Annotated in this window: 18 protein-coding genes; 10 read left to right on the forward strand and 8 right to left on the reverse strand. The window is 59.9% G+C overall.

Features of this window, described 5'->3' with window-relative positions; translation table 11 throughout:
• The first annotated feature begins 101 nt into the window (after positions 1 to 101).
• Genes I6G83_RS22840 through rcsB form a run of 4 tightly spaced genes read left to right on the forward strand, consistent with a single transcriptional unit; the run spans position 102 to position 5,095 of the window.
• Positions 102 to 506, forward strand: coding sequence for a DUF4186 domain-containing protein (locus I6G83_RS22840; RefSeq protein ID WP_054306817.1), 405 nt, complete (start codon positions 102 to 104; stop codon positions 504 to 506).
• A gap of 56 nt (positions 507 to 562) precedes the next feature.
• A complete protein-coding gene (locus I6G83_RS22845; protein ID WP_054306818.1) occupies positions 563 to 1,717 on the forward strand; it encodes an MFS transporter in 1,155 nt (384 codons plus the stop codon).
• Between the two features lie 20 nt (positions 1,718 to 1,737).
• The gene (gene rcsD / locus I6G83_RS22850) at positions 1,738 to 4,452 is read left to right on the forward strand and encodes a phosphotransferase RcsD (protein ID WP_054306819.1); all 2,715 of its coding nucleotides are present in this window, start codon (positions 1,738 to 1,740) and stop codon (positions 4,450 to 4,452) included.
• Positions 4,445 to 5,095 (forward strand): response regulator transcription factor RcsB, encoded by a 651-nt coding sequence (gene rcsB / locus I6G83_RS22855; RefSeq protein ID WP_015673123.1) that lies wholly within the window; start codon positions 4,445 to 4,447, stop codon positions 5,093 to 5,095. The genes rcsD and rcsB overlap by 8 nt, the downstream gene beginning before the upstream one ends.
• Positions 5,096 to 5,155: 60 nt before the next feature.
• On the opposite strand, the gene rcsC is transcribed toward rcsB, so the two are convergent.
• Both rcsC and gyrA read right to left on the reverse strand, forming a co-directional pair.
• Positions 5,156 to 8,035, reverse strand: coding sequence for a two-component system sensor histidine kinase RcsC (gene rcsC / locus I6G83_RS22860; protein WP_054306820.1), 2,880 nt, complete (start codon positions 8,033 to 8,035; stop codon positions 5,156 to 5,158).
• A gap of 156 nt (positions 8,036 to 8,191) precedes the next feature.
• Positions 8,192 to 10,840, reverse strand: a complete 2,649-nt coding sequence (gene gyrA / locus I6G83_RS22865) for a DNA topoisomerase (ATP-hydrolyzing) subunit A (RefSeq protein WP_054306821.1) — start codon at positions 10,838 to 10,840, stop codon at positions 8,192 to 8,194.
• A 191-nt stretch (positions 10,841 to 11,031) separates the two neighbouring features.
• Between gyrA and ubiG the strand changes: the two genes are divergently transcribed.
• The 4 genes from ubiG (at position 11,032) to yfaE (ending at position 15,972) form a co-directional block, all read left to right on the forward strand.
• Complete coding sequence (ubiG, locus tag I6G83_RS22870) at positions 11,032 to 11,757, forward strand: bifunctional 2-polyprenyl-6-hydroxyphenol methylase/3-demethylubiquinol 3-O-methyltransferase UbiG (RefSeq protein ID WP_054306822.1); 726 nt, start codon at positions 11,032 to 11,034, stop codon at positions 11,755 to 11,757.
• A 435-nt stretch (positions 11,758 to 12,192) separates the two neighbouring features.
• A complete protein-coding gene (gene nrdA, locus I6G83_RS22875; protein ID WP_054306823.1) occupies positions 12,193 to 14,481 on the forward strand; it encodes a class 1a ribonucleoside-diphosphate reductase subunit alpha in 2,289 nt (762 codons plus the stop codon).
• A gap of 98 nt (positions 14,482 to 14,579) precedes the next feature.
• A complete protein-coding gene (gene nrdB / locus I6G83_RS22880; RefSeq protein WP_015673128.1) occupies positions 14,580 to 15,710 on the forward strand; it encodes a class Ia ribonucleoside-diphosphate reductase subunit beta in 1,131 nt (376 codons plus the stop codon).
• A 1-nt stretch (position 15,711) separates the two neighbouring features.
• A complete protein-coding gene (yfaE, locus tag I6G83_RS22885) occupies positions 15,712 to 15,972 on the forward strand; it encodes a class I ribonucleotide reductase maintenance protein YfaE (protein ID WP_015673129.1) in 261 nt (86 codons plus the stop codon).
• Positions 15,973 to 16,104: 132 nt separating this feature from the next.
• Here yfaE and I6G83_RS23695 read toward each other — a convergent pair whose 3' ends face one another.
• Positions 16,105 to 16,320, reverse strand: a complete 216-nt coding sequence (locus I6G83_RS23695; RefSeq protein WP_082394676.1) for a Hok/Gef family protein — start codon at positions 16,318 to 16,320, stop codon at positions 16,105 to 16,107.
• Between the two features lie 166 nt (positions 16,321 to 16,486).
• Positions 16,487 to 17,683 (reverse strand): nicotinamide mononucleotide deamidase-related protein YfaY, encoded by a 1,197-nt coding sequence (locus I6G83_RS22895; protein ID WP_062779036.1) that lies wholly within the window; start codon positions 17,681 to 17,683, stop codon positions 16,487 to 16,489.
• 244 nt (positions 17,684 to 17,927) lie between these two features.
• Between I6G83_RS22895 and tyrP the strand changes: the two genes are divergently transcribed.
• Positions 17,928 to 19,136 carry a tyrosine transporter TyrP gene (gene tyrP, locus I6G83_RS22900; protein ID WP_015673132.1) on the forward strand — a complete coding sequence of 403 codons (1,209 nt, stop codon included), beginning with the start codon at positions 17,928 to 17,930 and terminating at the stop codon, positions 19,134 to 19,136.
• 56 nt (positions 19,137 to 19,192) lie between these two features.
• Here tyrP and I6G83_RS22905 read toward each other — a convergent pair whose 3' ends face one another.
• Positions 19,193 to 19,735 carry a YfaZ family outer membrane protein gene (locus I6G83_RS22905; RefSeq protein WP_015673133.1) on the reverse strand — a complete coding sequence of 181 codons (543 nt, stop codon included), beginning with the start codon at positions 19,733 to 19,735 and terminating at the stop codon, positions 19,193 to 19,195.
• 336 nt (positions 19,736 to 20,071) lie between these two features.
• On the opposite strand from I6G83_RS22905, the gene katA reads away from it, so the two are divergent.
• Entirely contained in the window at positions 20,072 to 21,508 is a 1,437-nt protein-coding gene (gene katA, locus I6G83_RS22910) for a catalase KatA (protein WP_054306502.1), read from the forward strand.
• A gap of 35 nt (positions 21,509 to 21,543) precedes the next feature.
• On the opposite strand, the gene menE is transcribed toward katA, so the two are convergent.
• Genes menE through menB form a run of 3 tightly spaced genes read right to left on the reverse strand, consistent with a single transcriptional unit; the run spans position 21,544 to position 24,763 of the window.
• Positions 21,544 to 22,935: an o-succinylbenzoate--CoA ligase gene (gene menE / locus I6G83_RS22915; RefSeq protein ID WP_054306501.1), complete on the reverse strand. Its 1,392-nt coding sequence runs from the start codon at positions 22,933 to 22,935 to the stop codon at positions 21,544 to 21,546.
• Positions 22,923 to 23,906, reverse strand: coding sequence for an o-succinylbenzoate synthase (menC, locus tag I6G83_RS22920; protein ID WP_054306500.1), 984 nt, complete (start codon positions 23,904 to 23,906; stop codon positions 22,923 to 22,925). Before menC ends, menE begins: the two co-directional genes overlap by 13 nt.
• Entirely contained in the window at positions 23,906 to 24,763 is an 858-nt protein-coding gene (menB, locus tag I6G83_RS22925) for a 1,4-dihydroxy-2-naphthoyl-CoA synthase (RefSeq protein WP_015673137.1), read from the reverse strand. Before menB ends, menC begins: the two co-directional genes overlap by 1 nt.
• Positions 24,764 to 24,767: the final 4 nt, after the last annotated feature.

The following is a 24,767-nucleotide window of genomic DNA, read 5'->3' on the forward strand; positions in this document are numbered from 1 at the left end:
ATTGACCAGATAACCATTCAATATCCCCGCCGGCAACCGTTCGTCGCCCGAGATAAAATCTGTTATTCTAGCCGGGTGATTATTGCTGACGGCAAACCAGTATGCGCTCTCAACTCGATACCCAGTGGCAGCGGCTGCAGACCTCTCCGTTCCGCGCCAAATTCCGCCTGAATGATAAGGACCGGCTCTACCTGGAAAATAAAGGCATCGCCGTGATCCTCAGCCATGCCCGCGATTTCATCGACCGGCGGCTGGCCGACGCGTGGCCGAAAAACGACGGTAAACAGACGCCGATGCGCGGCCACCCGGTGTTTGTCGCCCAGCATGCCACCGCCACCTGCTGCCGCGGCTGCCTGGCCAAATGGCACGCCATTCCCGCCGGACAGGTACTCAGCGAACAGCAGCGGCGCTATATCCTGCAGCTGATCGCCCTGTGGCTGGTGCGTAAAGCCGGCGTACAGGCCGAGGCGTGCGCAAATGTTTTCGACCCCGATCGCGCTTTGTGATAAAAACACAGCACGACTTACAGCCACCCGCTTTCTAACAGATCCTTGATGCCCACATGACATCCACTTTGTGCACCGAACAGCAGCAGCCCGGCATTCCCGAACAGATAGCCACCCGCATCGCCTTTTTTGTCTCCGGCCTCGGCATGGCGGCCTGGGCGCCGCTGGTGCCTTTCGCTAAACTCCGTCTGAACCTGGATGATGGCTCACTGGGCTTACTGCTGCTGTGCATCGGCGCCGGTTCGCTGCTGGCGATGCCGCTGACCGGACTGCTGACCGGTAAACTCGGCTGCCGGCGCGTGATCCTGCTGGCCGGGCTGGCGCTGTGCATCGATCTGCCGCTGCTGGTGCTGATGGATTCAACGCCGGGCATGGGGCTGGCGCTGCTGCTGTTCGGCGCCGCCATCGGCATGATTGACGTTGCGATGAATATCCAGGCGGTGATTGTCGAACGCGCCAGCGGCCGGGCGATGATGTCCGGCTTTCACGGTTTCTTCAGCGTCGGCGGGATCGCCGGCGCCGGCGGCGTCAGCCTGTTGCTGTGGCTGGGGCTGAGCCCGCTTGCCGCCGTACTGGCTACGGTGCTGACCATTGTGCTGCTGCTCGCGCTGGCGCAGAAAAACCTGCTGCGCGACAGCGATGCGCAGGACGGCGGCCCGCTGTTCGTTCTGCCGCGCGGCTGGGTGATGTTTATCGGCGCGCTGTGCTTTATTATGTTTCTGGCGGAAGGCTCGATGCTGGACTGGAGCGCCCTGTTTCTGACGACGCTGCGCGGCGTCGAGCACAGCCAGGCCGGCCTGGGCTATGCGCTGTTTTCCATCGCCATGACCATCGGCCGGCTGAACGGCGACCGGGTGGTCAACGCGCTGGGGCGCTATAAGATGCTGCTGCTCGGCAGCCTGTGCGCCGCCGTGGGGCTGGCGCTGGCCGTGGTCTGCGACAGCGCCGCGATCGCCCTGCTGGGCTTTATGCTGGTGGGGCTGGGCGCCTCCAACGTGGTGCCAATCCTCTTCAGCGCGGCGGGCAACCAGCATGATATGCCGGCCAATCTGGCGATCGCCTCGGTCACCACCCTCGGCTACGCCGGCATTCTGGCCGGACCGGCGCTGATCGGCTTTATCGCCCAGGTCTCCAGTCTGACCGTGGCCTTCGGCTGCGTCACCGTGCTGCTGCTGGCGGTAACCGCCAGCGCCAAAGCCGTTACCCGTTAACTCAGGACGCTGCGTCGACTATGCAAAATCAACAACTGACCATCAGTTCCGGCAATATCATCCGCTGTTTTCTGGTGTTTATTGTGCTGCTGTTCGTCAGCCTCGGCCTGTATGGCTACAACTACACCAATGCCTACCTGAGCGACAAAAAATCGGCGCTGAATACCATCGTCAAAAGTCTGCAAAAGCGCGTGGATATCTACCGCTATGTCACCGAGCAGGTTTATGAGCGCTTCGGCAATACGCCGATGCCGCAGGAAGGGCCGGCGGTGATGGAAACACGCCTGCGCCCGGACGTCTACTACGTCGATAAGCCGTATATAAAGACCGACGCGGTAATTTTTGGCAATCATGACGCCAACACGTTGACGATGATGGCCAATATTTCCGACTATCTGGATAACCGCTGGGGCGCCAATACCGAAAACTACGCGATGTACTACCTGAACGGGCAGGATAACAGCCTGAGCCTGGTGACCACCCAATCGCTGAAGGATCTGACGTCACGCTTCCGGGATAGCTACCTGACCAACTCGGCCGAGGATCGCCGCACCGAAATGCTACAGCAGGCCAATATGCTCGACGAGCGTGAAAGCTTCTCCACCCTGCGCAAACAGCGTTTCCAGAACGCCTATTCGTTCTCCATCCGCACCACCTTTAACCAGCCGGGCCATCTGGCCACGGTGATCGCCTTCGACCTGCCGATCAACGACATCATTCCGTTCAATATGGCGCGCGCCAACTTCGAGCTGCAGCCGGTCGATGACAGCGCCGATCTGGCGGGCAGCGAAGACGACAATGCGGCCAGCGCACCCAGCGGCCCGCAGGCAACGCTGTCAGGCAGCTGGGTCGAATTCAGCGCCAGCCTGCCCAACGCGCCGCTGAATATGGTGTACCGCGTATCGGTGCTCAGCCTGGCCATCGACCTGCTGCGCAACAACATGTGGCTGCTGGTGACCAACCTGGTGCTGTTCATGCTGTCGCTGATCGCCATCTATTTTATCCGTCACCAGTATATTCAGCCGAGCGAAACGCTGGCCGACGAGCTGGACGCCGAGCGCGCACTCAATCAGGAAATTATCGCCAGCCTGCCTTCGGGGCTGCTGGTGTATGACTTTGCCAGCAATACGGTGATCGCCAGCAACAAGATTGCCGAGCACCTGCTGCCGCACCTCAGCCTGCAGAAAATCGCCCATATGGCGCAGCAGCACCACGGCGTGATCCAGGCGACGGTCAACAATGAGGTGTATGAAATACGCATCTTCCGCAGCCAGCTGGCGCCGGAAACCTATCTGTTCCTGCTCAACGATCAGGATAAAGAGGTGATGGTCAACAAACGCCTGCAGCAGGCGCGGCGCGAATACGATAAAAACGTGCAGGCGCGCAAGCTGATGCTGCATAACCTCGGCATTGAGCTGAACCAGCCGATGCAGCAGATCCACGATATGGCCGACCGGCTGCGCACCCAGGCGGATCCGCAGCAGCAACAGCAGCTGGTGGAGCAGCTGTTTGACGAGTCGTCGTCGGTGCTGGCGCTGATTGACAATATCACCCTGCTCACCCGGCTGGAAACGCAGGACTGGCAGCCGGCCAGCCAGCCGTTCAGCCCGGCCGCGCTGGTGGACGAACTGCTCAAAGAGGTGCTGCCGGCGCTTAACCGCAAGGGCCTGGCGCTGTTCAACCACTATCAGCTCGACGTCAATCAAACCTATATCGGCGATGCCAACGCGCTGCGCAAGGCGCTGTCGCTGCTGATCCGCTACGCCATTATCACCACCTCCTACGGCAAGATCTCCGTCGTCGTCAACCACGAGCCGGAGCGTCCGGAGCAGCTGGTGTTCCATATCAATGACACCGGGGCGGGCATCTCCAACGAAGAGATCAGCAACCTGAATTATCCGTTCCTCAGCCAGACGCTGGTTGACCGCTTCGACCATGGCTCCGGCCTGACGTTTTTCCTGTGCAACCAGCTGTGTAAAAAGCTGAACGGCCAGCTGGATATCCGCAGCAAGGTCGATATCGGCACCCGTTACACCATCCGCGTGCCGATGGCGCTGGAGCGTCAGGATGAGGAAGAGCAGGAGAAACTGCTGGACGGCGTCACCGCCCTGCTGGAGGTGACGTCCGACGAAATCCGCGGCATCGTCACCCGCCTGCTGCAGGCCTACGGCGCCGACTGCATTATCGCCGACGAGCGGAAAATCAACCGCGACTACGACGTACTGCTGACCGACAACCCGCAGCGGGCCGACGACTACACCCTGCTGCTCAGCAGCGACGAAAACGGCTGGCAGCAGTTGAACAAGCGCTATATCCGCGTTAACTACAACCTCGGCAGCGCAATGATCGACGCTATCCTGCTGCTGATCGAACAGCAGATGGCGGCGCTGGATCAGCCTGAAACCGTGCGGGAAATCGGCGCAGATGACATCCAACTGTATGAAAAACAGTTGAAATCAAGTGATTACTATGGCTTGTTTATCGACACAGTACCCGATGACGTCAAAAAACTGTATACTGAGGCGGGCAGCAGTGATTTTGAGGCGCTGTCCCAAACCGCTCACCGCCTGAAAGGGGTGTTTGCCATGTTAAACTTGCTTCCCGGCAAGCAACTGTGTGAATCGCTAGAACAGCACATCGCTGACGGTGATGCGCTTAAGATCGAGAACAACATCAGTCAGATTGATTTTTTCGTCAGTAGACTGCTGCAGCAAGGTAACCAACTACATGAATAACCTGAACGTAATTATTGCTGATGACCATCCTATCGTACTGTTTGGCATCCGGAAGTCACTCGAGCAAATTGAATGGGTGAATGTCGTTGGGGAATTTGAAGACTCAACAGCGCTGATCAACAGTCTGTCCAAGCTGGACGCCAACGTACTGATCACCGACCTGTCCATGCCCGGCGACAAATACGGCGATGGCATTACGCTGATTAAATACATCAAGCGCCATTATCCGCAGCTGTCGATCATCGTGCTGACCATGAACAACAACCCGGCCATCCTCAGCGCAGTGCTGGATTTGGACATCGAAGGCATCGTACTGAAACAGGGCGCGCCGACCGACCTGCCGAAAGCCCTGGCGGCGCTGCAGAAAGGCAAGAAGTTTACGCCGGAAAGCGTGGCGAAACTGCTGGAGAAGATCAGCGCCAGCGGCTACGGCGACAAACGTCTGTCGCCGAAAGAGAGCGAAGTGCTGCGCCTGTTCGCCGAAGGTTTCCTGGTCACCGAAATCGCCAAGAAGCTGAACCGCAGCATCAAAACCATCAGCAGCCAGAAGAAATCGGCCATGATGAAGCTGGGCGTCGACAACGACATCGCCCTGCTCAACTATCTCTCTTCCGTCAGTATGACGCAGTTGGATAAAGACTAATCCATCCTGAAACAAAAACGGGGCCTGAACGGCCCCGTTTTTTTATCCCTGCCGCCTGCCCTACTCCGCGTCTTCCTGCGCCGTATCCTGATTCTGCTTGCGCACGATGGCGGAATAGATCGCCAGCGTCTCCGCCAGCGTTTCCAGCGTTACCGGCTTGGACAGACAGTTATCCATGCCGGCCTCGATACAGCGCTGCTTCTCTTCCGCCAGCGCATTGGCCGTCACGCCAATCACCGGCGAGGTGAAGTTCAGCTCGCGCAGCCGCTGGGTCAGACGGTAGCCGTCCATATTCGGCATATTCACGTCGGTCAGCACGATGTCCACGCTTTCATGGTTCAGCACCCCCAGCGCATCGACGCCGTCATTGGCGGTGACCACCCGATACCCCAGCGACGTCAGCTGGTCGGACAGCAGCCGGCGGTTAATCGGATGGTCGTCAACCACCAGCAGGCGGATATCGCCATTGTCGACGCCGCTGGTTTTACTCGGCGACGGCAGCGGCATCAGCGTCTTGGCATTGCCCTCTTCAAGGCCGAACAGCCGGTTGAGCAGGCCGATAGTCTCACGCGGCGTCGAGGTGCTGTGCCGCCAATAGCCCGGATGCAGCTCCTGCGACGGGCCGATATGCTCAATCGAGAAATAGATTTGCGCCAGCAGCGGCGTATTGAGCTGCAGATCGTAATCGCTGAGCAGCACGTCGGCAGAGGTGGTGGCCCGGCCTTCGTAACGCACGACCGTCGCCCCGCGCGCATCCAGCAGCGCCAGCAGATACTGCTCCAGCCGCTGGTTGCGTACGTCCAGCCACAGCGTTCTGCCCTGCCAGGCGTCGCTCGGCTGCGGCGCCGGATATTGCGCGTTAAACAGCGGCAGACGGACCGAGAACATGCTGCCCAGCCCCGGCTCGGACTCCACGGCGATATCGCCGTCCATCATGTTGATCAGCTTCTCACAGATCGCCAGCCCCAGCCCGGTGCCCTGGAAGTGACGCTGGACGCCGGTCCCCACCTGGAAGAACGGGTCAAACAGCCGGGTCACCTCTTTCTCCGGGATCCCCACGCCGGTGTCGCGCACGCTGAAGGTCAGGTAATTGTTCTGCGCGCAGACCTGCAAAATAATACAGCCGGTATCGGTAAATTTGATGGCGTTATTCAACAGGTTCGACAGCACCTGCTGCAGACGCACCGGATCGCCGGAAATGCGCTCCGGCACGCTCGGCTCAATAAAGCAGTACAGTCCCAGGCGCTTTTTCACCACCAGCGGCAGGTAGTTGCCGGCAATATGGGTAATCACCTCCAGGCAGGAAAACTCGCGCGGCTCAATCTTCAGCTGTTCGGATTCGATTTTCGAGAAGTCCAGAATGTCGCTGATGATTTTCAGCAGCAGGCTGGATGAGTTGTTCATCGCGTTGACCAGCCGGTCGACGCCTTCCGGCAGCACCTTGGTCTGCAGCAGGTCAAGGTTGCCGATAATGCCGTACAGCGGCGTGCGCAGCTCGTGGCTGACCGTCGCCAGGAACATGGACTTCGACTGGCTGGCCTGCTCCGCCGCCGCCGCCATCTCCTGCAGCGACTCCTCCATCTTCACGCGCGCGCTGACATCCACCAGCACGCAGATCGCCACGTCCTCGTTGCGGTAGCGGGAGTGCACGAAGCTGATCTGCAGATTGTTGTTGTCGCTGGTCATCACATCGACAAAATTCACCTGCTGCTCGCAGATAATGCGCGTAATGCGGTCGCGGTCCTCATGCGTCAGCATGTTGATATAGTTGTGCGCCAGTTCGTTACTGAGGATATTGGTGCCGTCGCTGATGCGCAGGATACAGATGCCCACCGGCGCCGATGCGACAATCTTGCGGTTAAACTGCTCATGCTCCTCCAGCCGGAAGGCGTTCTCCTCCGCCGGCAGGAACATTTTGCGCTCAAACAGCCAGGCCAGGGTGAACAGCACGATGGCCGACAGCAGGTTCAGCAGCACCGCATTGAGAATCAGCATTTTAAAGCGTTCAACCACGCTCTTGACCGGCAGCGAATAGACGATGCTGAGCGACGACGGCGGCAGCGCTTTTTTCATGATCAAATCATGATAGCTGTCCACGTAGCCAAAATAGGCGTGCTCTTCGGGGTAGCTGCTCAGCGCCGATGCGTAGCGCTCGCCGTCGGTCAGCCGCAGTATCGGCCGATCGTTTTCATCCAGCAACGTGACGCCGACCGGCAGCGTGCCCGGCGTGACGAAGTCCTCCAGCCGGATGGTCTGCTCAATGCCCAGCATAGCTTCCAGCTTATTGCCGATATAAATCGGCGCCAGCACGTACAGATACCCCACGTCCGGCCGCTGCTGGCTGGGGCTTATCCAGTAAAGGTTGCTGTCTTTATCCTGATTCTTGGCGTTGCGGTAGGTCAGAATGCGCTCATGCAGCGATTTCAGGGTATTTTCCCGGTCCGCCACGTCGTTGCCCTTGCCGAACTCCGCCATGCACAGGCTGTCGCCGCCGATAAAGAACACCCGGTTCAGGTCGTAAGCAGCAACAAAGTTCTCTTTCCAATACTGGATCAGGCTGCTGAGCGAATCGAGGGAGCTGCGGTAGTTGGTGTTCAGCGAGCAGTTTGACTCCGGGTACAGCGGGAAAAACTCCGGCGGCGCGCTCTTGCCCGGGAAAATGCCGCCCAGAATATCCAGACTGCTGACGGAACCGTTCAGCCGGTTTTCCGCCATGTATTTGATATCGCGAATGATATCCGCCGAATGGCGGATATAGCCCTGCGCCTGGTCGAAGTTCAGGTTATATTCCTGCCGCAGTTCGGACTCTTTATCGTGCAGGATATTCAGAATATAGAACGTGCTCAGCAGCGCGCCCAGCGCCCACAGCAACACGGCCAGCACCCGGAACATGTAGCGGGAAATTTTGAGCGTGGTACGGAAAGAGGCCAAGTATTTCAATCGGATACCATACAAAAGTGAGAGGGTAACGCACGCCTTGCGCGCGGGTTATCGCCGGGAAATCTGATGCAATTAAACCATATATCTGAAAAAGGGCCTAGCATCGCTGCCAGGCCCTGTTTTCATCACTTTCGCCGACGGGGAATCCCCTGCGGATCAGGCGTTTTCGCCGTCCGCATCGTCAGCGGCGGCATCGCCGTCGTCGCCGTCATCCAGCGGCGCTGCGTCTTCTTCCGGCACTTCGCCAGGCTCAAGACTGTCCAGCTCTTCATCTTCAACCGGCTCGGCCACGCGCTGCAGACCGACGACATTTTCGTCTTCCGCAGTACGGATCAGCGTCACGCCCTGGGTATTACGGCCCACCACGCTGACCTCCGCGACGCGGGTACGCACCAGCGTGCCGGCATCGGTGATCATCATGATCTGGTCAGTGGTTTCCACCTGCACCGCACCGACAACCTGGCCGTTACGTTCGCTGACCTTGATGGAGATAACCCCCAGAGTCGCGCGCGACTTGGTCGGATACTCGGTGACCGCGGTGCGTTTGCCGTAACCGTTTTGCGTGACGGTCAGGATATCGCCTTCGCCGCGCGGCACAATCAGGGACACCACGCTGTCGCCGTCGCCCAGGTTGATGCCGCGTACGCCGGTGGCGGTACGGCCCATGGAGCGTACCTGAGATTCCGGGAAGCGCACCACTTTACCGTTGGCGGAGAACAGCATCACTTCGTTGCTGCCGTCGGTCAGATCGACGCCGATCAGCTCATCGCCTTCATTGAGGTTAACCGCAATGATGCCGGCGCTGCGCGGACGGCTGAACTCGGTCAGCGCCGTTTTCTTCACGGTGCCGCTGGCGGTCGCCATAAACACGTGACGCCCTTCTTCATACTCGCGCACCGGCAGAATCGCGGTGATACGCTCGTTGGCTTCCAGCGGCAACAGGTTGACGATTGGACGCCCGCGCGCGCCGCGGCTCGCTTCCGGCAGCTGGTAGACCTTCATCCAGTACAGACGGCCGCGGCTGGAGAAGCACAGAATGGTGTCATGGGTGTTGGCCACCAACAGACGGTCGATAAAGTCTTCTTCTTTAATCCGCGCGGCGGACTTGCCCTTGCCGCCGCGGCGCTGGGCTTCATAGTCGCTCAGCGGCTGGTACTTGACGTACCCCTGATGCGACAGGGTAACCACGACGTCTTCCTGATTGATCAGGTCTTCGATGTTGATATCGGAAGAGTTGGCGGTGATCTCCGTACGGCGTTCGTCGCCGAACTGATCGCGGATCGCCACCAGCTCTTCACGGATCACTTCCATCAGACGTTCCGGGCTTTCCAGAATAAAGATCAGCCCGGCGATGACGTTGAGCAGCTCTTTATATTCGTCCAGCAGTTTTTCGTGTTCCAGGCCGGTCAGCTTCTGCAGACGCAGGTCCAGGATCGCCTGAGCCTGCTGTTCGGTCAGGTAGTATTTACCGTCGCGGATGCCGAACTCCGGCTCCAGCCACTCAGGACGCGCGGCGTCGTCGCCGGCGCGCTCCAGCATGGAGGCCACGTTGCCCAGTTCCCAAGGCTTCGCCACCAGTCCGGCCTTCGCTTCCGCCGGCGTCGGCGCCTGACGGATCAGCTCGATAATCGGATCGATGTTGGCCAGCGCAACCGCCAGCGCTTCCAGGATATGGGCGCGCTCGCGCGCTTTGCGCAGCTCGAAGATGGTACGGCGGGTCACCACTTCACGGCGGTGACGCACAAAGGCTTCCAGAATGTCTTTCAGGTTCAGCAGTTTCGGCTGCCCCTGATGCAGCGCCACCATGTTGATGCCGAAGGTCACCTGCATCTGCGTCTGCGCGTAGAGGTGGTTCAGCACCACTTCCCCGACGGCGTCGCGGCGCACTTCGATCACGATGCGCATGCCTTCTTTATCAGACTCGTCGCGCAGCGCGCTGATGCCTTCCACGCGTTTGTCTTTCACCAGCTCGGCGATCTTTTCGATCAGCCGCGCCTTGTTCACCTGATACGGGATCTCATGAACGATAATGGTTTCGCGGCCGGTTTTGGCGTCCGCTTCCACTTCGGCGCGGGCGCGGATATACATCTTGCCGCGGCCGGTGCGGTAGGCTTCTTCAATGCCGCGGCGGCCGTTGATAATCGCCGCGGTCGGGAAGTCCGGCCCCGGGATATGTTCCATCAGCCCTTCGATGCTGATGTTTTCATCATCAATATAGGCCAGACAGCCGTTGATCACTTCAGACAGGTTGTGCGGCGGAATATTGGTCGCCATACCTACGGCGATACCGGAGGAGCCGTTGATCAGCAGGTTGGGGATCTTGGTCGGCATCACCGCCGGCATCTGCTCGCTGCCGTCATAGTTCGGCACGAAGTCGACGGTTTCTTTTTCCAGATCCGCCAGCAGTTCGTGCGCGATTTTCGACATGCGCACTTCGGTATAACGCATCGCCGCGGCGGAGTCGCCGTCAACGGAACCGAAGTTGCCCTGACCGTCCACCAGCATATAGCGCAGTGAGAACGGCTGGGCCATACGCACTATCGTGTCGTAGACCGCGCTGTCACCGTGCGGGTGGTATTTACCGATCACGTCGCCGACGACACGGGCGGATTTTTTATAGGGTTTATTCCAGTCGTTACCCAGTACATTCATCGCGTACAGCACGCGGCGGTGCACCGGTTTTAACCCATCGCGAACATCCGGCAGCGCACGTCCGACAATAACGGACATCGCATAATCCAGATACGAGCTTTTCAGCTCTTCTTCGATGTTTACCGGTGTGATTTCTCTGGCAAGGTCGCTCATGGAGCTGCTATCCCTCATACTGAATGATTCATCTGCCCTGGCATAGTGCCAAAGGTGTAAAACTATATCACAAAGCGCGCTTTACGGGAAAAATATACCCGCCTTTGTCGGCAAAAATGCGCCGACGGCGACAGTGAGGCGGCAGAACATGTATAATCCGCCGCAAAGAGAACAAGGAGCCCAACACGCCCATGAATGCTGAATCATCCGGCCGCGCCGCCAACGTCGACCATCAGGAAATTGCCAAATTCGAAGCCGTCGCCTCACGCTGGTGGGATCTGGAAGGTGAATTCAAACCGTTGCACCGCATTAACCCGCTGCGCCTGAACTACATTATGCAGCGCGCCGACGGCATCTTTGACAAGCAAGTGCTCGACGTCGGCTGCGGCGGCGGCATTCTGGCCGAAAGCATGGCGCGCGAAGGCGCGCAGGTCACCGGCCTGGATATGGGCGCGGAACCGCTGCAGGTGGCGCGGCTGCACGCCCTGGAAAGCGGCGTCGCCGTCAACTACATCCAGGAAACGGTGGAAAGCCATGCCGAAGCCCATCCGCAGCAATACGACGTCGTCACCTGTATGGAGATGCTGGAGCACGTGCCGGACCCGGCCTCGGTGGTGCGCGCCTGCGCGCAGCTGGTCAAGCCGGGCGGCCACGTCTTCTTCTCCACCATTAACCGCAACACCAAAGCCTGGCTGATGGCGGTGGTCGGCGCCGAATATATTCTGAAGATGGTGCCGCAGGGCACGCACGACCATAAGAAGTTTATCCGCCCTTCCGAGCTTATCCGCTGGGTGGATAGCACGCCGCTGCGGGAAAAACACATGATCGGCCTGCATTACAACCCGATCACCGACCATTTCAAGCTGGGCCGCAACGTTGACGTGAACTATATGGTTCATACCCAGCACGCCGGCTGAGCGCCGTCATCCCGCGCCGGACGTGGTCTGATAACGTCCGGCGTGTCAAGCGCTGCGCCCGCAATGTTGCAGTTTTTCCGCTTTGGTACTGAAAACGCTATATAAACTGTTTTTAATCATATTAAGTTCGATCAATATGCCGTTTTTATCTAACGTTTAAGAAATCGGCAATCGATCAAATTTTTGTAAATCAGAGGAAAATCTTATCGCGCTTATTGACAATCCTTCGGGCCAGATACGGCGCGCACTGGCAACGCAACCTCACATTTCACCCCCAAGTTATCCACAAAATCGGGCCATTTTGTTCACTTGCAAACCCCCGGCTTTCTCACTATCTTGTTACCCCATTAATAAACACCCCCTATATATAGTGTTTACATACTGAGCAGAGCGACTACACTTCTGCATATAGGGGAATCACACGGACAGGTAAAAATGAACCAAAGTCTACTTGTAACTAAACGCGATGGGCGTAAAGAGCGCATCAACCTCGACAAAATCCACCGGGTCATCGACTGGGCCGCGGAAGGTTTACACAACGTCTCGGTGTCTCAAGTAGAGTTGCGTTCACACATCCAGTTTTATGACGGCATCAAAACCGCCGATATCCATGAAACCATCATCAAGGCGGCCGCCGATCTGATCTCGCGCGACGCGCCGGATTACCAATACCTGGCCGCGCGCCTGGCGATCTTCCACCTGCGTAAAAAGGCTTACGGCCAGTTTGAGCCGCCGAAGCTGCACGAGCACGTGGTGCGCATGGTTGAAATGGGTAAATACGATAAGCATCTGCTGGAAGACTACAGCGTCGAAGAGTTCGAGCAGATGAACGACTTTATCGATCACTGGCGCGACATGAATTTCTCTTACGCGGCGGTGAAGCAACTGGAAGGGAAATACCTGGTGCAGAACCGCGTCAGCGGCGAAATCTACGAGAGCGCGCAGTTCTTGTATATTTTGGTGGCCGCGTGCCTGTTCTCCAACTACCCGCGTGAAACCCGTCTGGACTACGTCAAACGTTTCTACGACGCGATTTCCACCTTCAAGATTTCTCTGCCTACGCCGATTATGTCCGGCGTGCGCACCCCTACCCGCCAGTTCAGCTCTTGCGTGCTGATCGAGTGCGGCGACAGCCTGGATTCCATCAACGCCACCTCCAGCGCCATTGTGAAATACGTTTCCCAACGCGCCGGCATCGGCATCAACGCCGGCCGCATCCGTGCGCTGGGCAGCCCGATCCGCGGCGGTGAAGCGTTCCATACCGGCTGTATCCCGTTCTACAAACACTTCCAGACCGCGGTGAAGTCCTGCTCTCAGGGCGGCGTACGCGGCGGCGCAGCGACGCTGTTCTACCCGATGTGGCACCTGGAAGTTGAAAGCCTGCTGGTGCTGAAGAACAACCGCGGCGTTGAAGGCAACCGCGTGCGTCATATGGACTACGGCGTACAGCTGAACCGCCTGATGTACCAGCGCCTGATCAAGGGCGGCGACATCACCCTGTTCAGCCCGTCCGACGTGCCGGGCCTGTACGATGCGTTCTTCGCCGATCAGGACGAGTTCGAACGCCTGTACACCAAATACGAGCAGGACAGCAGCATCCGTCAGAAACGCGTGAAAGCGGTTGAGCTGTTCTCGCTGATGATGCAGGAACGCGCCTCTACCGGCCGTATCTATATTCAGAACGTTGACCACTGCAACACCCACAGCCCGTTTGATCCGCAGATCGCACCGGTGCGCCAGTCCAACCTGTGCCTGGAAATCGCCCTGCCGACCAAGCCGCTGGAAGACGTCAACGACGAAAACGGTGAAATCGCGCTGTGTACGCTGTCCGCCTTCAACCTCGGCGCCATTGAGAACCTCGATGAGCTGGAAGAGTTGGCAACCCTGGCGGTGCGCGCGCTGGATGCGCTGCTGGACTACCAGGACTACCCAATCACCGCAGCCCACCGCGGCGCGATGGGTCGCCGCACCCTGGGTATCGGCGTAATCAACTTCGCCTACTACCTGGCGAAACACGGCGTGCGTTACTCCGACGGCAGCGCCAACAACCTGACGCACAAGACCTTTGAAGCCATTCAGTACTACCTGCTGAAAGCCTCCAACCGTCTGGCGCAGGAGCAAGGCGCCTGCCCGTGGTTCAACGAAACCACCTATGCGCAGGGCATTCTGCCGATCGACACCTACAAGAAAGATCTGGATGTCATCTGCCAGGAGCCGCTGCACTACGACTGGGAAACGCTGCGTAAAGAGATTCAGGAAACCGGCCTGCGCAACTCCACGCTGTCTGCGCTGATGCCGTCGGAAACCTCCTCGCAGATTTCCAACGCCACCAACGGCATTGAACCGCCGCGCGGCCATATCAGCATCAAAGCGTCGAAAGACGGCATTCTGCGCCAGGTAGTGCCGGAGTACGAGCGTCTGAAAGACGCCTACGAGCTGCTGTGGGACATGCCGAGCAACGACGGCTATCTGCAGCTGGTCGGCCTGATGCAGAAGTTTATCGACCAGTCGATTTCTGCCAACACCAACTACGACCCAACCCGCTTTACCGGCGGCAAGGTGCCGATGAAGCAGCTGCTCAAAGACCTGCTCACCACCTACAAGTTCGGTGTGAAGACGCTGTATTATCAAAACACCCGTGACGGTGCCGAAGACGTTCAGGAAGATATTCTGCCGGCCAAAGGCGGTGACGACGACTGCGAAAGCGGCGCCTGCAAGATTTAATTAACGCTGAGGGCCGGGCGTTCGGCCCCTACATAGTCAGCACGTAGGGGCCGGAGCAATCCGGCCTCTATCTGTGTGGTATCAAAGGATTCAGGCTCATGGCTTACACCACTTTTTCTCAGAAAAAAAACGATCAACTGCTCGAACCGATGTTCTTTGGCCAGTCGGTCAACGTCGCGCGTTTCGACCAGCAAAAATATGAAATTTTTGAAAAACTGATCGAGAAACAGCTGTCCTTCTTCTGGCGTCCGGAAGAAGTGGACGTTTCCCGCGATCGCATCGACTATCAGGCCCTGCCGGAACACGAGAAACATATCTTCATCAGCAACCTGAAGTATCAGACGCTGCTGGACTCCATTCAGGGCCGCAGCCCGAACGTCGCCCTGCTGCCGCTGATTTCGATCCCCGAGCTGGAAACCTGGGTGGAAACCTGGTCCTTCTCCGAGACCATTCACTCCCGCTCCTACACCCACATCATCCGCAATATCGTTAACGATCCTGCGCTGGTGTTTGACGATATCGTCACCAACGAAGAGATCAAAAAGCGCGCGAAAGACATTTCGTCCTACTATGACGATCTGATCGCGATGACCGGCTATTACCATCTGCTGGGAGAAGGCGAGCATCAGGTGAACGGCAAAACCGTCACCGTCAATCTGCGCGCGCTGAAAAAGCAGCTGTACCTGTGCCTGATGAGCGTCAACGCGCTGGAGGCGATCCGCTTCTACGTCAGCTTCGCCTGCTCATTCGCCTTTGCCGAGCGCGAACTGATGGAAGGCAACGCCAAAATCATCAAGCTGATCGCCCGTGACGAAGCGCTGCACCTGACCGGCACCCAGCATATGCTGAACCTGATGCGCTCCGGCGCCGACGACCCGGAAATGGCCGAGATCGCCGTTGAATGCCAGCAGCAGTGCTATGACCTGTTCGTCCTGGCGGCGCAGCAGGAAAAAGAGTGGGCCGAATACCTGTTCAGCGGCGGCTCGATGATCGGCCTGAACAAAGATATTCTGTGCCAGTACGTGGAATACATCACCAACATCCGCATGCAGGCCGTCGGGCTGGGCGCGCCGTTCGAAACCCGCTCCAACCCGATTCCGTGGATCAACGCCTGGCTGGTGTCCGACAACGTACAGGTGGCGCCGCAGGAAGTGGAAGTCAGCTCCTACCTGGTCGGCCAGATCGATTCCGAGGTCAACGCCGACGACCTGAGCGATTTCGAGCTGTAAGATGGCGACGCCAACCGTCACGCTGCGGGCTTCCGGCACGCAGCTACGCTGTCCGGCGGATAAAAACAGCCTGCTCGACGTGCTGGAGCTGCACGACGTGCAGGTGGAATATCAGTGCCGCTCCGGCTATTGCGGCGCCTGCCGGCTCAAGCTGGTGAAGGGCCAGGTGGTCTATCGCCAGCAGCCGCTGGCGTTTATCAATGACGGCGAGATCCTGCCCTGCTGCTGTATGCCGCAGGCGGATATCGAACTGGAATTGTAAAAGGGTGCCTGAACCAACGCCCGGATGCCGGAAATAGGCGGGATAACCCGGTTGCCGCCCTGCAGCAACCTTGGCGAAACGCCGCGACGGCCTTGTCCGCCTTTCGCCGTATCACGTTATCCCGCACTATGATTACCGCTTCACATCACATGCCAGCGTCATATGGATAGTAATATTCCCCTGGTCAATCTTCAGCTCGCAGAGCGAACCTTTTATCATTCCAAAGAATATTAAAACCGTAATGCATACAACAACTAACAGGTGTAGCGCATATTTTTTATGCACTGCTTGCCTCCTTGCGGTGAAGGGGCTACCATACCGGTGTCTAGGCGGTATGTGCAGCCCCATTCTGATTTAGAGTCAGTCTGGGGCTTTCATTTATCCGCCCTGCCACACCATGCTCAAGACGAACAGACTCAAGCACCCGCAAGCAGAATAGCAGCATTGTCCCGCAACGAATACCCCCTATAACTTTATGATTAATAAGGGATATATCATCAGCATCAACGCTTTGCTATTCGATGATCTCCACCATCTCCAGCCAGCCGTTTTTACCGCATACCTGCCCGCCGGCCAGCCAGCGACGCAGCATATCCAACGCCAGCATCGCCACCGACTCCTGCCGCAGGCGCAACCCATGGCGTGAGGCGCGATAGCGCACCGTCTGTCCGACGCTGCCGCGCGGCGTATGCAGCGCAATACTGACCTGCTCATCCTGCATCGCGCTGACCGCCAGCGCCAGCTGTGCGCCCGCCAGCTGCGCCAGCGATTGCGCGCGCGCGATCACCGTCTCCAGCGTTTCCAGGCAGTGCGACGGCAGCAGCTCGCCCCCGGCCAGCGGCGCGTCCGCGCTTTGCAGCTGCAGGTTGATCAGGCCGGCGCTGAACTGCTCGCTGAGCGCCAGCTTCAATCCCTGCTGCTGCAGCTGCTGCGCCAACACCGCCGGCAGCCCCGCCGTGCCCTCAAAAATCGTATTGTCGCCGGCAACCTGCCGCACCCGCTGCCAGGCGCGCTCCATCGCCTCCCGCTGCGCCTGCGGGCCGGTCAGCTTCAGCTCAATAATCGGGCTGGAGGAGCGGTAGCCCAGCACCACGCCTTCCGGCAGCGGCATGCCGTCCAGCTCGGCGGCCAAATCGCTTTCCGAACAGCCAAAGGTGGTCAGCCGCAGGCACAGCGGCGGCGCGGACAGCGTAAAATGCTGGCGCAGACGCGGCACGATCTGCTCCGTAACCATGGTCTTAAACTCGGAGGGAACGCCGGGCGTAAAGAACATCAGGCATTTATTCAGCCGCAGCATAAAACCGCAGGCGGTGCCGACGCGGTTATCGATAAGCTCGGCGTTAGCCGGGATCTGCGCCTGTTTGCGGTTGGAGGCGGCCATCGGCCGGCCGCGTTCGGCGAAGTAGGCTTCCATACGGGCGATCCACGCCGCCTGCTCCACCAGCTCAACGCCGGAGGCCTGCGCCGCCGCCAGCGCGCTGAGGTCGTCGCTGGTTGGCCCCAGACCGCCGTTGACGATCAGGATATCCGCAATCTGGCTGCGCGCCTGCAGCGTTTCAATCAGCGAGGCGAGGCTGTCCCCCACCGTTTCACGCCCGCTCATCGGGATCCCCTGCTGGAACAGATAGTCAGCCAGCCAGGCCGCATTGGTATCAATAATTTGCCCATGCAACACTTCGTCGCCGGTGCTGAGCATCTCAACCCTTAACATTGATCTCTCCCACATTTTCTGGTCATTCCACTATAGAAGCCTGTAAATAACTTTTCACTATCTATAAATCGTTTCTTATCACGCTAAGCACTTTTCTGAATAACCGTACCGCCCGCGCAGGTGTAATTATTAGTTTACAAGCAATGTAACGCCTGTTTGACATATTTTGCACCTTCAACTATCCTGCCGCTCACGCAAATCGTTACCTATAATTTTTTCAAACTCATCAACCGCAGAGAAAAACGTGAAGAATCGCACTCTTGGCAGTGTTTTTATCGTAGCCGGCACCTCTATCGGCGCCGGAATGCTGGCGATGCCGCTGGCGGCGGCCGGCGTCGGCTTTGGCGTAACCCTGAGTTTACTGATCGGGCTGTGGTTGTTGATGTGTTACACCGCCCTGCTGCTGGTGGAGGTCTACCAGCATGAACAGGCCGATACCGGCCTCGGCACCCTGGCGAAGCGCTATCTGGGCGGCGGCGGGCAGTGGCTCACCAGTTTCAGCATGATGTTTTTGATGTATGCCCTGACCGCCGCCTATATCAGCGGCGCCGGCGAGTTGCTGGCGGCCAGCATCAGCCAGTGGACCAATAGCCATATGTCCAATGCGCTGGGCGTACTGCTGTTTACCCTGATTGCCGGCGGCGTGGTGTGTATCGGCACGCATTCGGTGGATATGTTCAACCGCCTGCTGTTCAGCGCCAAAGTGGTGTTTTTGATCGTGATGCTCGGCCTGATGCTGCCGAATATTCATCAAACCAATCTGATGACGCTGCCGCTGGAACAGGGCCTGGCGCTGTCGGCCATTCCGGTGATCTTCACCTCCTTTGGTTTCCACGGCAGCGTGCCAAGCATCGTCAACTACATGGGCGGCAACATTCGTAAACTGCGCTGGATTTTTATCATCGGCAGCGCGATTCCGTTGGTGGCCTACATCTTCTGGCAGTTGGCGACGCTCGGCACCATTAACTCAGACACCTTTATCGGCATTCTGGCGCAGCAGGCAGGCTTAAACGGGCTGCTGCAGGCGATGCGCGACGTGGTGGCCTCGCCGCACGTCGAACTGACGGTGCACCTGTTCGCCGACCTGGCGCTGGCGACCTCTTTCCTCGGCGTGTCGCTCGGCCTGTTCGATTTCCTGGCCGACCTGTGCAAACGCAAGGACAACGCCGCGGGACGTCTGCAGACCGGTCTGATCACCTTCCTGCCGCCGCTGGCCTTCGCACTGTTCTACCCGCGCGGCTTCGTGCTGGCGCTGGGCTTTGCCGCCATTGCGCTGGCGGTGCTGGCGCTGCTGCTGCCTTCGCTGCTGGTGTGGAAAACCCGTCGCCAGCATCAGACGGCGTATCGCGTGTGGGGAGGAACGCCGGCGCTGGCGCTGGTGTTTGTCTGCGGTATCGCGGTGATTGCCATTCAGTTAAGCATTGCCGGCGGGCTGCTGCCGGCGGTGGGCTAAGCAGGAAATAACAACGGGGGCCTGGCGGCCCCCGTTGTTATTGCGCTGGCGTCGGATCAGAAACTCAAACCGACACCGATATACGGCCCGTCGGCCAGCGTATTGTCGCGGTGGCCGTCTTTCCCTTCCATCTTCATATAGCGATAGCCGACATCCACGCTCAGCGGACGCAGAACGTTCCAGCGCAGGCCGCCGCTGGCTTCGCTGTACGACTTCACGCCGCTGGTGAAGGCATCCGGCGCAAAGTAGCCTTCGCCATGCAGGCTGAAGTAGCGGTTGATGGTCCACTCCAGACCGCCGCCCAGCGCCAGTGCCCCGCCGTCCTTACCCTCTTTCGGGCTCAGATACAGCGCCTTGCCGCCGACGGTGGCGCTCAGCGGGCCGGCCGGCAGGCTGAAGGTCAGCCCCAGGCTGCCGACGTTGCCGTCATGATCGCTGCGCGCCCAGTTGCCGTTCAGGCCGAACCCGGCGCTGTTGCTGCCGAGGCCGACGCCCAGGTTGGTGTAATGGCGCCCGGCTTCGGCGGACACGCCGATGGCGCTCGCCGTTCCGCTGACCAGCAGCAGGCCTGCTGCGCATGCCACTAAACTTTTCTTCATGTGCTTTCCCTTATTGCGTTGAACGGTTCGCCTGATATGCGATGCCTGAACGGGCCATCGTAACGCGAACTCTCTATACCGAAGCGCAACAGCCTATCAGCGCAGCCTGCCTGAGAAAAACCTTTTCCAATCAGACGAATGTAAATTTTTGCCCACCGGCAGGAAAATTCTCACTGTTACCGGCAACAATAACTCAGACCTATTTGCCGCAGCGGATTAATAGGTCTACAAATAATAGTGCTTTTACCGATGCGCGGCGGCGACACGCCCCGCAGGTAATGCTGAGTCACCCGAGTATGCGCTATCACAGTTAACTGCCATATCAAGGAGCACAGGATGAGCAAGAAAGGATTAACCACCGCGGCCGGCGCGCCGGTTGTGGATAATAATAATGTCATCACCGCCGGCAAACGCGGTCCGATGCTGCTGCAGGACGTCTGGTTTCTGGAGAAACTCGCCCACTTCGACCGGGAGGTGATCCCGGAGCGCCGTATGCACGCCAAAGGTTCCGGCGCTTACGGCACCTTTACCGTCACCCACGACATCACTCAGTACACCCGCGCCAAAATTTTCTCTGAGATCGGCAAACAGACCGAAATGTTCGTGCGCTTCTCCACCGTGGCCGGCGAACGCGGCGCGGCCGACGCAGAGCGCGACATCCGCGGCTTTGCCATGAAGTTCTACACCGAAGAGGGCAACTGGGATCTGGTGGGCAACGATACGCCGGTATTTTACCTGCGCGATCCGCTCAAATTCCCGGATCTCAACCACGTGGTCAAGCGCGATCCGCGCACCAACCTGCGCAACCCGGTTTACAAGTGGGACTTTTTCTCTCATCTGCCGGAGTCGCTGCACCAGCTGACCATCGACTTCAGCGACCGCGGGCTGCCCAAATCCTACCGCCATATACACGGCTTCGGCAGCCATACCTTCAGCCTGATCAACGCCGACAATCAGCGCTTCTGGGTGAAGTTCCACTTCCGCTGCGAACAGGGCATTGAAAACCTGATGGACGATCAGGCCGAGGCGATCATCGCCAAAGATCGCGAAAGCTCGCAGCGCGATCTGTTCGAGGCGATCGAACGCGGCGATTTCCCACGCTGGAAACTGCAGGTGCAGATCATGCCGGAGCACGAGGCGTCGCAGACGCCGTACAACCCTTTCGATCTGACCAAGGTGTGGCCGCACGCCGACTACCCGCTGATCGACGTCGGCTTCTTCGAGCTGAACCGCAACCCGGACAACTATTTCTCCGAGGTTGAGCAGGTGGCGATGAACCCGGCCAACGTGGTGCCCGGCATCGGCTTCTCGCCGGATAAAATGCTGCAGGGCCGCCTGTTCTCTTACGGCGACGCGCACCGCTACCGCCTGGGCGTCAACCATCACCAGATCCCGGTCAACGGCGCCAAATGTCCGTTCCATAACTACCACCGCGACGGCGCAATGCGCGTGGACGGCAACAGCGGCAACGGCGCAACCTATGAGCCGAACAGCTTTGGCCTGTATCAGGAACAGCCGGACTTCAGCGAACCGCCGTTGAGCATTGAGGGCGCGGCCGACCACTGGAACCACCGTGAAGACGACGACTACTACAGCCAGCCGCGCGCGCTGTTTGAGTTGTTAAGCGCTGAAGAGCATCAGCGGATGTTCACCCGCATCGCCGGTGAGCTGTCGCAGGTGCCTGAGGCAATCCAGCGCCGTCAGGTGGAGCTGTTCACCCGCGTCCATCCGGACTACGGCGCCGGCGTCGCCAAGGCGCTGGGCCTTAACTAAAACCAGCGCCAACGGGGGCCGTGAATATCGGCCCCTTATCGATCCGCCGCCCGCCACTGCCGGCCGGCCCACTCCTGCACCTGCCGGCGCGCAATCTTGATGCCGCCGCCTTTTAACTGCTCCGGCAAATGCCACAGCGCCACGGGACGCTGGAAATTCGCCAGCCGCCCCTGCGCCCACTGCAGCAGCGCATCCAGCGACAGCTCGCCGTCCCCTTCAATCACCGCCGCCGGACGCTGGCCGAATTCGGCGTCATCCACCGGCACCACAAACACCTGCGAGATCTGCGGATGCGCCGCCAGCACCCGCTCCACGTCTTCCGGCTGCACGCCTTCGCCGCCGCTGAAAAACAGATTATCCAGCCGGCCGATAATGCGCAGTTCACCCTGCGCCATCACGCCGCGATCGCGGCTGTGGAACCAGCCCTGCGCATCGCCGATCGGCCACAGCCGGCCATCGCGCCAGTAGCCCAGCGCCATGCTCGCCGCGCGGATCCACACCTCCTCATCCACCAGGCGGATTTCCCGTCCCGCCAGCGGCATACCGACGCCCGGCAGCCCATCGGCGCGCTTGGCGCACACCGTCGAAGCAAATTCGGTCAGGCCGTAGCCGCACCAGCAGCGGATGCCGCGGGCCTCCGCCTGCTCCGTCAGGGACAGCGGGATCATCGCGCCGCCCAGCAGCACGTCTTTCAGCGTTAATGATGCCTGCGGCTGACTGAGCAAACGCCACAGCTGCGTCGGCACCAGCGACGCGTGGCTGCAGCCTGCCAGCGCCTGCGCCAGCGGCATGCCGGCGCGTACCGCCAGCTGCGCCCCCGCCGCCAGCCAGCGCCAGACGATGCCCTGCCCGGAGACATGATACAGCGGCAGCGACAGCAACCAGCTGTCGCCGGGTTGAAACGTCATCAGCTGCAACACCCCTTCCGCGCTGGCCAGATGTCCGGCGCAGCTGTGCCCCGCCGCCTTGGGCAGGCCGCTGGAGCCGGAGGTCAGCGTCAGCGTCGCCAGCCGCCCCGGCTGCCAGCCGCTGTCGCACGCTTCGGCGCTACCCGCCGCATCGACGTCCAGCAGCGGTACGCCGCTTATTCCCGCCGGCGCACCGTCCGGCGCCACGGCAAACCGCATATCCAGCGCCGGCAGCAGCGCCGCCAGCGTCTGCGCCGGCAGCGCCGGGTTAAGCGGCAATAGCCGCGCGCCGCACTGCAGCAGCGCCAGGTAGGCCAGCAGCAGCGGATAATTATTGTTGCCGCACAGCGCCACGCCGCAGCCCGGCGTCACGCCCTGAAGCTGGAAGCCGGCCGCCAGCGCATCAACCCGCTGCCGCAGCTGCCGCCAGCTGATCGCCTGCCGCTCTACCGTCAGCGCGGTGTCCGCCGGCCGCCGCCGCGCCCAGTAACGCCACGGCCAGTCGTTCAGCTGCGCCATACGCACTCCAGCGCCTCAACCTCCAGCAGCGGCAGCGCGCAGTCCGGCCAGCGACGCAGCAGCTGCGCCTGCATCAGCCCCAGGGTATCCAGCCCCGGCACGGTATCCGGCGTCAGCCAGTGCGCCATCCGCGCCAGCTGGGTCAACCCCAGACTGGATTCCAGGCTGGAGCTGATCACCGCCGTCAGCCCGGCCTGCTGCGCCTGCTCAATCAGCAAGCGGCAGCGGCTCAGGCTGCCGGTCAGCGTCGGTTTAATCACAATCGCCGCCACGCCCGCCTCGGCCTGCACCACAAAATCCGCCTCGCGCACGCTTTCATCCCAGGCGATGGCAATGCCGCTCTCCCGGGCAAACGCGCGCGACTCGTCGCGGGTTTTGCAGGGCTCTTCAATAAACGCGATGCGCTGACGCCACGCCGGGTTGACGTATTTGGCGAAGCCGGCGGCCCGCGCCGGCGTCCAGCTGCGGTTGGCATCCAGCCGCAGGCGCAAATCCGGCAGCGCCTCCAACAGCATATTGACCACCATGCCGTCGCGCACCGCCTCGTACAGCCCGACCTTCACCTTGGCGATCTTGTCGCCCGGCAGCGCCGCCAGTTCGGCAAACAGCGCATCGGGGTCGCCGGTGCACAGCGGCGCCTTGCGGTAATCGGCCGCCGCCGGCAGCTGCCGCCCGCACTCCGCCAGCGCGCAGCTGACGCCAAACGCCACCGACGGCAGCGCGCTCTCGGCCGGCAAACCGCCGTCCAGCCAGCCGGGCAGCCAGCTCAGCAGCGCCTGCTGCGCCTGCTCCAGCGATTCATGGCTGAACTCCGGCAGCGGCGCAACTTCGCCCCAGCCGCTGCGCTCGCCCTGCTGCAGATGCACCAGCAGCCCGTCGCGCGTTTTCAGCCGCTGGTGACGCAGCACAATGCCCGCCTCCATCGGCAGACGGTAGCGATACACGACGGCACTACGCTCCGCGGCCGCCATTACGGGTTACGCTTGAATTTGCTGAAGTCAGGCTGGCGTTTCTCGTTGAACGCATTACGCCCTTCCTGACCTTCGTCGGTCATATAGAACAGCATGGTGGCATTGCCCGCCAGCTCCTGCAGGCCGGCCTGACCGTCACAGTCGGCATTCAGCGCCGCCTTCAGACAGCGCAGCGCCATCGGGCTGTTCTGCAGCATCTCGCGGCACCAGCGCACGGTCTCCCGCTCCAGCTGCGCCAACGGCACCACGGTATTCACCAGCCCCATATCCAGCGCCGCCTGGGCATCATACTGACGGCACAGGAACCAGATTTCGCGCGCCTTTTTCTGGCCGACAATGCGCGCCATATAAGAAGCGCCCCAGCCGCCGTCGAAGGAGCCGACTTTCGGGCCGGTCTGGCCGAAAATCGCGTTGTCCGCCGCAATGGTCAGGTCGCACATCATATGCAGCACGTGGCCGCCGCCGATCGAATAGCCGGCTACCATCGCCACCACCGGTTTCGGGCAGGTGCGGATCTGGCGCTGGAAATCGAGCACGTTCAGGTGGTGTACGCCGCTGTCGTCCTGGTAGCCGCCGTAGTCGCCGCGCACCTTCTGATCGCCGCCGGAGCAGAACGCCTTATCGCCCGCGCCGGTGAGGATAATCGCGCCGATGCCGTCGTCGTAGCGCGCATTGGCGAGCGCCTCAATCATCTCTTTTACCGTCTGCGGACGGAACGCGTTGCGCACCTGCGGGCGGTTAATGGTGATCTTCGCGATGCCATCATGCGACTTGTGATACAGGATATCGCTGAAATCACCGCTGCAGTCTTGCCAGTCGATGGCGGCATACAGGTGTTCTTCATTCGGATAAAGCATGTTC

The organism is Serratia rubidaea, assembly GCF_016026735.1.
GTDB lineage: Bacteria > Pseudomonadota > Gammaproteobacteria > Enterobacterales > Enterobacteriaceae > Serratia_B > Serratia_B rubidaea.

Excerpts from the sequence above, each read along its gene's own strand:
- rcsD (WP_054306819.1), top strand. The coding sequence starts at position 1,738 with ATGCAAAATCAACAACTGACCATCAGTTCCGGCAATATCATCCGCTGT.
- yfaE (WP_015673129.1), top strand. The coding sequence starts at position 15,712 with ATGGCGACGCCAACCGTCACGCTGCGGGCTTCCGGCACGCAGCTACGC.
- menB (WP_015673137.1), bottom strand. The coding sequence starts at position 24,763 with ATGCTTTATCCGAATGAAGAACACCTGTATGCCGCCATCGACTGGCAA.
- ubiG (WP_054306822.1), top strand. The coding sequence starts at position 11,032 with ATGAATGCTGAATCATCCGGCCGCGCCGCCAACGTCGACCATCAGGAA.
- menC (WP_054306500.1), bottom strand. The coding sequence starts at position 23,906 with ATGGCGGCCGCGGAGCGTAGTGCCGTCGTGTATCGCTACCGTCTGCCG.
- menE (WP_054306501.1), bottom strand. The coding sequence starts at position 22,935 with ATGGCGCAGCTGAACGACTGGCCGTGGCGTTACTGGGCGCGGCGGCGG.
- katA (WP_054306502.1), top strand. The coding sequence starts at position 20,072 with ATGAGCAAGAAAGGATTAACCACCGCGGCCGGCGCGCCGGTTGTGGAT.
- nrdA (WP_054306823.1), top strand. The coding sequence starts at position 12,193 with ATGAACCAAAGTCTACTTGTAACTAAACGCGATGGGCGTAAAGAGCGC.
- I6G83_RS22840 (WP_054306817.1), top strand. The coding sequence starts at position 102 with ATGCGCTCTCAACTCGATACCCAGTGGCAGCGGCTGCAGACCTCTCCG.
- I6G83_RS22905 (WP_015673133.1), bottom strand. The coding sequence starts at position 19,735 with ATGAAGAAAAGTTTAGTGGCATGCGCAGCAGGCCTGCTGCTGGTCAGC.
- nrdB (WP_015673128.1), top strand. The coding sequence starts at position 14,580 with ATGGCTTACACCACTTTTTCTCAGAAAAAAAACGATCAACTGCTCGAA.
- I6G83_RS22845 (WP_054306818.1), top strand. The coding sequence starts at position 563 with ATGACATCCACTTTGTGCACCGAACAGCAGCAGCCCGGCATTCCCGAA.
- I6G83_RS22895 (WP_062779036.1), bottom strand. The coding sequence starts at position 17,683 with ATGTTAAGGGTTGAGATGCTCAGCACCGGCGACGAAGTGTTGCATGGG.
- gyrA (WP_054306821.1), bottom strand. The coding sequence starts at position 10,840 with ATGAGCGACCTTGCCAGAGAAATCACACCGGTAAACATCGAAGAAGAG.
- rcsB (WP_015673123.1), top strand. The coding sequence starts at position 4,445 with ATGAATAACCTGAACGTAATTATTGCTGATGACCATCCTATCGTACTG.
- I6G83_RS23695 (WP_082394676.1), bottom strand. The coding sequence starts at position 16,320 with ATGGGGCTGCACATACCGCCTAGACACCGGTATGGTAGCCCCTTCACC.